The sequence below is a fragment of the Candidatus Sororendozoicomonas aggregata genome (assembly GCF_031528575.1).
GTDB lineage: Bacteria > Pseudomonadota > Gammaproteobacteria > Pseudomonadales > Endozoicomonadaceae > Endonucleibacter > Endonucleibacter aggregata.
Genome location: NZ_JAVLSP010000124.1, coordinates 1 through 8,294 on the forward strand (window position 1 = coordinate 1; position 8,294 = coordinate 8,294).

Annotated in this window: 8 protein-coding genes; 4 read left to right on the plus strand and 4 right to left on the minus strand. The window is 45.4% G+C overall.

Going from position 1 to position 8,294, the window contains the following annotated elements; translation table 11 throughout:
- Nucleotides 1–178: 178 nt before the first annotated feature.
- Nucleotides 179–1,009 (plus strand): MetQ/NlpA family ABC transporter substrate-binding protein, encoded by an 831-nt coding sequence (locus tag V4C51_RS16225; protein ID WP_330927228.1) that lies wholly within the window; start codon nucleotides 179–181, stop codon nucleotides 1,007–1,009.
- Between the two features lie 797 nt (nucleotides 1,010–1,806).
- Here V4C51_RS16225 and V4C51_RS16230 read toward each other — a convergent pair.
- The 3 genes from V4C51_RS16230 to V4C51_RS16240 all read right to left on the minus strand — a co-directional run bounded on the left by V4C51_RS16230 (nucleotide 1,807) and on the right by V4C51_RS16240 (nucleotide 3,385).
- Nucleotides 1,807–2,559 carry a hypothetical protein gene (locus V4C51_RS16230; protein WP_330927229.1) on the minus strand — a complete coding sequence of 251 codons (753 nt, stop codon included), beginning with the start codon at nucleotides 2,557–2,559 and terminating at the stop codon, nucleotides 1,807–1,809.
- A gap of 212 nt (nucleotides 2,560–2,771) precedes the next feature.
- Nucleotides 2,772–3,041: a hypothetical protein gene (locus V4C51_RS16235; RefSeq protein WP_330927230.1), complete on the minus strand. Its 270-nt coding sequence runs from the start codon at nucleotides 3,039–3,041 to the stop codon at nucleotides 2,772–2,774.
- 161 nt (nucleotides 3,042–3,202) lie between these two features.
- Nucleotides 3,203–3,385, minus strand: a complete 183-nt coding sequence (locus V4C51_RS16240) for a hypothetical protein (RefSeq protein WP_330927231.1) — start codon at nucleotides 3,383–3,385, stop codon at nucleotides 3,203–3,205.
- 211 nt (nucleotides 3,386–3,596) lie between these two features.
- Between V4C51_RS16240 and V4C51_RS16245 the strand changes: the two genes are divergently transcribed.
- Nucleotides 3,597–3,824 (plus strand): hypothetical protein, encoded by a 228-nt coding sequence (locus V4C51_RS16245; protein WP_330927232.1) that lies wholly within the window; start codon nucleotides 3,597–3,599, stop codon nucleotides 3,822–3,824.
- Between the two features lie 24 nt (nucleotides 3,825–3,848).
- Here the strand turns inward: V4C51_RS16245 and V4C51_RS16250 are convergent, their stop codons facing one another.
- The gene (locus V4C51_RS16250) at nucleotides 3,849–4,193 is read right to left on the minus strand and encodes a hypothetical protein (protein ID WP_330927233.1); all 345 of its coding nucleotides are present in this window, start codon (nucleotides 4,191–4,193) and stop codon (nucleotides 3,849–3,851) included.
- Nucleotides 4,194–5,684: 1,491 nt separating this feature from the next.
- Between V4C51_RS16250 and V4C51_RS16255 the strand changes: the two genes are divergently transcribed.
- The gene (locus tag V4C51_RS16255; RefSeq protein ID WP_330927234.1) at nucleotides 5,685–6,191 is read left to right on the plus strand and encodes a hypothetical protein; all 507 of its coding nucleotides are present in this window, start codon (nucleotides 5,685–5,687) and stop codon (nucleotides 6,189–6,191) included.
- Nucleotides 6,192–6,760: 569 nt separating this feature from the next.
- Nucleotides 6,761–8,101, plus strand: coding sequence for a WD40 repeat domain-containing protein (locus V4C51_RS16260; RefSeq protein WP_330927235.1), 1,341 nt, complete (start codon nucleotides 6,761–6,763; stop codon nucleotides 8,099–8,101).
- Nucleotides 8,102–8,294 lie beyond the last annotated feature (193 nt).

Sequence of the window (8,294 nt, forward strand, 5' to 3'; positions counted from 1 at the left end):
GAATAGCGCCCTTAGCGAGGATTGCGAGAAATTGAGGATAAAATTTCTGCTTCTGAGGAGAATAGCGGGGCTATTTGATGAAGAAGCAGGAATTTTTAGACCAATTTATCGCAACCGCAGTAGCGCAGTCTATTCTCGGTCAGGCTCCCAGGTGTTTTTTCAAGGAGAATCTACAACGATGTTGTTTAAAACGTTCAAGGCAGTGTTTGGTTCGGTATTGGTAGCCTCAGCCTTGCTGGTGGCCGGCTGTGGCGATGGCAATAATGGCAATAAAAGTGCCGGTAAAAACTCGCCATTGAAAGTTGGTGTGATGGCAGGGCCTGAAGCAGATCTTATGAAAGTGGCCGCCAGTGCCCTTAAAGATAAGGGGATCAAGGTTGAGCTGATCGAATTTTCTGATTATATCTCCCCCAATATGGCTTTGTCTGACGGCAGTATTGATGTGAATGCCTTCCAACACAAGCCTTACCTCGATAGCATGGTGAAGGATCATGGATTCAAATTTGCTGCTGTGGGTAATACCTTTATTTACCCCATCGGGGGTTATTCTAAAAAAATCACCCACATTGATCAGCTCAAAGAGGGCGCGAAAATAGCGATTCCCAATGACCCCAGTAATGAAGGTCGAACGCTGATTCTGCTGCATAACCGTGGGATTATTACACTGAAAGACCCTGCCAACCTGGAGGCGACGCCGGCAGATATCCAGAGTAACCCGAAAAAACTGCAGTTTATTGAGCTCGATGCAGCGCAACTGCCACGCTCGCTGGAGGATTTGGACCTGGCTTTTATTAACTCAACCTATGCGGTGCCAGCGGGCTTGTTGCCTTCTCGTGATGCGTTGATGGTTGAAGGAAAAGACTCCCCTTACGTGAATCTGATTGTTGCCCGGGAAGACAACAAGAACGACCCGCGGATACTGGCGCTGGTCAAGGCTTACCAAAGCGATGCTGTGGCGAAAGAAGCGGAAAAGTTGTTTAAGGGGAACGCGCTACCGGGCTGGAAATGACGTTTTGCCGACCTTGTTTTGAGGGAATGCTCGTTTGTTACCCGGCAGGTTGTTTGTCTAATACCAATCGCCTTCTCTAACAGCGGCGTAACTGCCGATTTTCGAGAGTATAGGCTGATCAATTGACCAGCTTCACCACACTTAACAACGATCAACGATAACCATCGAATGTCTTATTGGATAAACTGTCGTCTCATCGAACGAGCGTAAAACCCCTTACTTTGGGAGGGTATCGCGAAACGCTTAATTTTCTCCGTCGTCATCCCGTACAGGGATTGTAAGGGATCTATGCCACAAGGACGTGAATCACTAAACCCCCATGACGCGTGCGGTTAGAGTGCTTTCCATAGCGCGTGATTCCTGTACATTCCCTGTACAGGATGACGGTGCGGGGTGTATTTCAGCGTTTCGCGACAGCCTCTTGGGTGAGGGGCTAAAGCAAGCCCATGTAGTATTTTCTTTCTTGTCTTTCAACCTACCTCTGGTCTAGCCCGGATATTTCATAAACATGCTCCTGGCCTTGCTTGCTCCTTGCGGCTCTAAGGGAGTTTTGCTCGGTCGACCGTACTCCCCGGTACGGCGCTCCTTCGCAAAATCCCTTAGAGCCGCAAGGTTCTGCGCAATTCTCAGGGCAGTTTATGAAATATCCGGGCTAGAGGAATGTTAAGCCCGCGGAGTTGGTGTGAGACTTGGGATCCATTTCAGGAACCACTTCAGTCTTAAGCTGAACAATGCAAGGAGGCCAGCAATACCCACTGTTGGAGATGGCAGCGCCAAACTTTACTGTATGTTCGTATTTACCAATGTGAGAATGTGAGGCTTTCAACAAGCGTTGGTAATGCCTCCACGAACCAAAGGTTGCCAAAGCAATCATCAGGATCAAAGCAGGCTTGAAGCCTGGGACCTGATACTGTATCGATGACCCTGAAGCGCAGCGTCAGCTTGATAGAAAAGTTAATCATTGAACTATTTTCTGTCCAAAACTGCCCATTATCTACAGAAACGTTAGTAACATTGCTTCTTATTATGACCCTTATAACCTGCTCGGGGCATATCATAAAGGACATAAAGTAGTCATCAGTCAGTCCAATGCCTATAATGTTGTTTCCATTGAAAAGCCATTCACCGGTTCTGTTTTGTGCGCTGAAGATGCTGTTAACGAAGCCACCGTGTAAAAAGGTTGATAAATCTTCAATATTTTCTTCTACCCACTGGTATTGATGGTTACCTACTAACCTGTTGAAGCGTTCATCAAGTTGTTTATCATCAGAGCAATCGAAATAAACCTGCTTACTGCCGATAAAATATTTTATATTACTTTTTATGTTTGCCCGCATATTCAGGGACATACCGGAACCTTTGGGTTCGGCTGTTTTAATCTTCTCATTAATTATCTGTATCAGGTGATGCCGAAAAGCAGTCGAGCATTCCCCATTAACTGCTGACAGGCCAGTAGAATCAGCAGGGCCAAAAAGAGAATACGGCTCATCACTTAATAATGATGAACCTGATGTACACTGTGGAAAACATTTTGCCACCAAAGAAAACATATGCACCTCCAGGTGATCCTGAATTCAACGGTTAAACGCCGTTCTCCCCATGGGAATAAGGCTCCCAGCAAGTTAACAGAGGCCTACTACTGAATTCAGGTTAATAAAAGGCTTTGCTATACACTGATATTTTCATTAACAATGATTACTTATCTATAGGCGCCGCAATGGTTTCTTTACGTAATAAAGTGCAGCGCTAACACCTTGGCTCCTTACCTGAAAATGGGTAATCTGAGTCGTATCACTGATGTTACCCAGCGTATCAATTGAGGCTCATCAAATGATGCTTTCAGGGCTTTCGTATAGCGCTTTGCCCGAAACTCGAAATAATTCATTTTCAGCTTGAGTGACAAAACCCCAAGCCCGAATGCAGAGTAAGAATGGTTAAAATGCCGTGCAAACAAGTCGTGCTCGTCAGTGTATGACTGTTCCTCGATCTTATCATCAAAAATCCATACATGATCATCATTTTCAACTTGCATGACTGTTAGGAGCCTGTCCGAGAATAGACTGCCCTACTGCGGTTGCGATAAATTGGTCTAAAAATTCCTGCTTCTTCATCAAATAGCCCCGCTATTATCCTCAGAAGCAGAAATTTTTATCCTCAATTTCTCGTAATCTTCGCTACGGGCGCTATTTTCGGTCAGGCTCCTAGTTTAACAAATCGCCAGGGTGTTTTAAGGGTGAATCGACTACCCTGGTGGTCGTCACTGTTGAAGACTTCCCCTGCGCCATAGTGATCCAATGCCTCTTCAAGGGCATCGACACACAAGACAACATTGTGGTGTCGGGCACTTGTCAGGTCAATACCCACAACCTGTGCCAATGTTGGATCAAGCGAATCGAATCAACGTCAAATCCCCCGAAAGATCTTTACGTGAGTAGTAGTATACAATTGACCGTGACACGCCAATTATACGACATTGATTAGTGATTGAGACATCTGGTTTTTCTCCACCACAGAATGGCGAAGACTTTTTTTCAATGATCGAGTTTACGTGCTAAAAAATCACGCTCCAGAATCAACTGGTCTATCTGTGGATAAAGGTTATCAACCTCAAACGGATGGTTTTTTCCCTGTTTGGCTTTCTTTCTCTCAAACGTTTTGGGACACTCTCCAGAAGCTCGCGTTTCCAGACAGTCACATTGGCCTGGTGGATGTCAAAACGTGGGGCAATCTCAGTGGCTGTCTGATTACCTTTGATGGCTGCGAGGGTTACATCGACTTGAATTTGAACTTTATTGCTGGCGTTTTTTGCCCTTAATGGCTCTATCGGACTTATTATTGATCAGCCCTTACCACTGTCTGATTTTTGGGATGCGCTTCGGTAAGTGAGGGGTTGCAATAAATCATCACTGATTGTGCCCTGACAAACAACGCGGGCTACGGACTTAAGTGACATATACACTGCCTGCATGGGGTTTTCAGAGTGATCACTTTGCCACATTTTCTGCCAGGTTGCCCGGTCGGGCCAGTGAGCGTAGGCAAAATAGCCGCCCTCTTCCCTTTTATGCAGCCGGGAACCCAGTGATTGGTGTTTTTCATAAATATCCAGGGTGAGTGCATGCCAGTCTGTTTCAAAAGATTCCTCTTCACTCTCGGGAACATCAAACAAATAAACGACATAAAACATTTAGTTTCCTCTACAGTTTAATGGTTGAATAAACGTCTTAAGGTACAGAAACCTTGCTAGGAGCCTATCGAACTTAAGAAAATTTCGGCCTAAAATCCAGAAAGATCCAGAAAGATCCAGAAAGTGCGGCTACGATAAATGGGTCTAAAAAGTCGCTTTTGTTCGCCAAATAGTCCCGCTATTCTCCTCACAAAAGCGACTTTTTATCCTCCATTTCTCGCAGTCCTCGCTACGGGCGCTATTCTCGGTCAGGCTCCTAGGGTCTTTTTGCTAAAACGAACCCATGACGGATACGATATGCACTTTAATTTTCTGCTTAACGGCTGATATTTTAAGGGTTTGGCTGCCAACAAGATGTTAAAAAATTCAATGAATTCCAACATGCGCTGTTTGAGGGCTTGACACTGTTTCTTTTTATCAAGCGCCGCACTAAGAGCTTGTCGGACTTAAGGCAATTTCGGCCTGAAGTCCAGAAAGTACGAGAAAGTGCGGCCATATTTTCCGATGAATTTGCTTAAATAGGTCAACTATTCGCACAAATTGATCGAAAATTCTGACTCGCCTACTGAATTTTATGCTCGAAAGCATAAGTCCGACAGGCTCCCAGTAAAAAATGCTCAGCTCCAGGGGTACACTGGGATGTTGACATCCTCCCCGACGTGAACGACGGGGATTCCTGCTACCAGACGGCAATGCCCTGGGGCAGCGTATCCCTTAACGGTAGCGGTATACGCCTTATTCGACAATCTGCTCTACCTTTCGGATTGTTGAGATACACGGGCAGAAAGCGGAGGTATTTTACTTTTCCTGTCAGGTAGCGTAATCGCTGGAAACGCCTGACAGATAGAGAATACAACAAATGGCTTGCTTTGCAAGCCTCCCTTACATCCCCGAACCAGAAGTACGGGGTTTTACGCGATTTCGATAAGAAGCCTGTCTGAAATGCGGTCATCAATCAGGTACGTTGATCCCCTCTATTTGAAGTATGACCGTCGTTTTGCCCATAGCAAGGCAATCGTGAAGCTGTTATTACGCTTCTTTTTTCTAACTATTTACTTAGGTCTCAAACAGCTTTACGTAGCTGAGACTAGTCTGGAAAGTACGTTTTTCTGAAATGAAGCGGTCATCGACAACAGGGTTTGTCAAGTAGGGTTGTTACACGTAGGTGTCTAACAATCTTTTATCAGCGGTTTCGCTTGGATCGCTCAGACCATGGAATTGAGCACTATCAAAGTAGACCTGGATCAAAATAACCTTGGAATCATTTTATCGGCAAACAGTTGCGATTTTATGAGTATAACTGCTTTTTTAATGTCTTCTTATAAGCGCCTATACCCTTTTATAGCGACGCGATACCGGAAATTGAACAGGTCATTAAATAACGATTTAAGGAAGGCATAAAACACGTCAGTTTTATCAAAATTGTTCATGTTTATGCCCTGAGGCAAACTGCTGGCATTAAATCCAGTATCTCTGATTGAGGTTGATTAAATGAATATCTTGACTAAAGCCCTCGTAGGTGTATCTGTTTCATTGTTGGCTACCATGAGTTTCGCGGCTGATACAGGTAAAGAAACATCCACCTACACGGTTGATGCTGCTCAGAAGGGCAGTGGTCACGGATCAGGTAAAGGTCATTGGGGTATCACTGTACTTGGTGGAATAGGACAAACCGACATTGAGATCTATGATAAAAACACTCAGAAAACGACGCTTACCCATACCAGGTCAACAGTCTCAACGCATTTGCATTATGATGCGCAGACACAACACTGGAGTGGCACGACTGCTGTAGTGAGTTGCAGAAATCTTCGTGGCGCTAAAATGAAAGGTTGTAAATTTGTCAGGTATGCCAAGCCCATCAATTTATACGATATCAAAGTCAATCTGGATTCAGAAAACCTTGGTACCATTTCATACAAAGACAGATACAAAATCAGCGGTGGTACAGAGGTGGTTACAACAGTTTCTCATCATTTTTCTAAGAAGCACTCTTAAAAGTCTGCTCGTAGCCGCAGTAGGAGCGTGACTTTTAAGGCTGCTTCTAAATAAAAGCGTTAAGATTTCACCAATAGGTATGAGTCCTGATTAAAGGCACTGTGTCCAGTTGATGGATCTCAGTCATCGTGGCCATGGCTTGGCTGGTTTCATCGGCTGAACGGCAAATGACAGGTTATGTGGAGAAGCCTGTCCGTGGTGGTCTAAGAAGCTGTTAATAATCTCTTGGGTACTATGGCTGCTCACCTGAGGCTGAGGTGGTCTGTTTGGCAATAAATAGGCGCCCCAGCCCCCCCCTTTTTTTTTATGCTCATTTTTTTCTGGACAAGACTCAATCATGCAAATTTTTTTAGAGTGACTACACTGTGCTTCGGAGCACAGCTATGTGGCATAACGGGTTGGTTTGTAGTAAGCGTTTTAGCTTCAATAAGTACATGACCATTTGCTTTTCAAGTTGGTCTACAGGCCTTGCAAGGCCTGCCAGCAAGACAATATATGTTTTCATTTGGTCATGTACTTAGTGTGCAAATAACAATATAAGCGAATAGGAATAATTTCAGGATGCTACATTGTTAAGTTTTTTAAATAAAGTTTGTTTGTACTGTTTTTTTTATAGCGGTATTGTTTTCTCTGATGACGCCTTTGCGAACAGAGGGCATCCACCGATAGAGCGATTGACAGATGAATTAATCTTGAAAGTAGCAACGTACTTATCTGTTGAGGGCAGACGCAACCTCGCTTGCTCCTGTAGACGATTTGCAAACTGCCTTGATGTAGAAGAACAACTGAAAATACTAAGTCGGAAATACTATGGTTCTGGCCCTGAAAGGTATAAAAGAACCGTTAAAATAAAAAATTTACCTTTTATCCCATACCAGAGTATTGATGATACCTTGTTACTGCTCGCCTATCACAGATTTAAAAACAATAACTACCTGAAGTTAAAAAAAAATCCGCTGAAATGTCTGGCAACGCTGGGTGGGCATACCAGCTCGGTGGCATCAATCGCTGTACTGCCCAATGGACGACTTGTGTCTGGTTCTTGTGACAACACCATAAGGGTGTGGGATTTGAGTAAACCTTTGGGGCTGAGATGTGTAGCAGCGCTGAAGGGGCATACCAGCTCGGTGCTATCAATCGCAGTACTGCCTGATGGACGGCTGGTGTCAGGCTCTGATGACAATACTCTGAGGGTGTGGAATCTCAATCAACCCAGGGGGCAGGAGTGCGTGGCAACGCTGAGGGGGCATTTCAACAGGGTGAGAGCAGTCACAGTACTGCCTGATGGACGTTTTGTGTCGTGTTCTTATGACAAAACCCTGAAGGTGTGGAATCTGAATCAACCCAGAGGGCAGGAATGTGTAGCAACGCTGAGGGGACATTTCGACTGGGTGCTGGCAGTTAAAATACTCCCTGATGGGCGGCTTGTGTCGGGTTCTTGTGACAGAACCTTGAAAGTGTGGGATTTGAGTCAACCTGAGGGGCAGCAATGTGTAACAACACTGAGAGGGCATGCTTGCTCGGTGGCAGCAATCACAGTGCTGCCAGACGGGCGGATAGTGTCGGGTTCTTATGACAAAAACCTGGAATTAAAGGTTTGGGATCTGAATAAACCTGAGGGGCACCAATGTGTAGCAAAGCTGAAGGGGCATTCCGGCTGGGTGCTGGCAGTCGCCGTACTGCCTGATGGGCGGCTGGTGTCAGGCTCCAGTGACAAAACCCTGAAGGTTTGGGATTTGAGTCAACCTGAGGGGTTACAATGTGTAACAACGCTGGAGGGGCATTCCGGCTGGGTGCTGGCAGTCGCCGTAATGCCTGATGGGCGGCTGGTGTCAGTCTCTGGTGACTGGACCATTAAGGTGTGGGATTTGAATAAACCCAGGAAGAAAAATTTTTGCTCAATAATGTAGAAAACAGGGTTCTTTTGCATCGAGGCAAAAGAACCAGGTGAGTCATCTTCTGGGCTACCACTATCCAGAATCGAAAGAGGACTCCCGCCGAGCCAGGCGGGTGGTGAATTTCGTTCAGCCCGTCTAGGGCTTATCTTGGTTTCTGATATATTCGGCAATCACATCAAGTGGCGCGCCACCGCAACTACCCGCA

Coding starts and splice junctions, on each gene's coding strand:
- V4C51_RS16255 (WP_330927234.1), top strand. CDS start 5,685: ATGAATATCTTGACTAAAGCCCTCGTAGGTGTATCTGTTTCATTGTTG.
- V4C51_RS16235 (WP_330927230.1), bottom strand. CDS start 3,041: ATGCAAGTTGAAAATGATGATCATGTATGGATTTTTGATGATAAGATC.
- V4C51_RS16250 (WP_330927233.1), bottom strand. CDS start 4,193: ATGTTTTATGTCGTTTATTTGTTTGATGTTCCCGAGAGTGAAGAGGAA.
- V4C51_RS16225 (WP_330927228.1), top strand. CDS start 179: ATGTTGTTTAAAACGTTCAAGGCAGTGTTTGGTTCGGTATTGGTAGCC.
- V4C51_RS16230 (WP_330927229.1), bottom strand. CDS start 2,559: ATGTTTTCTTTGGTGGCAAAATGTTTTCCACAGTGTACATCAGGTTCA.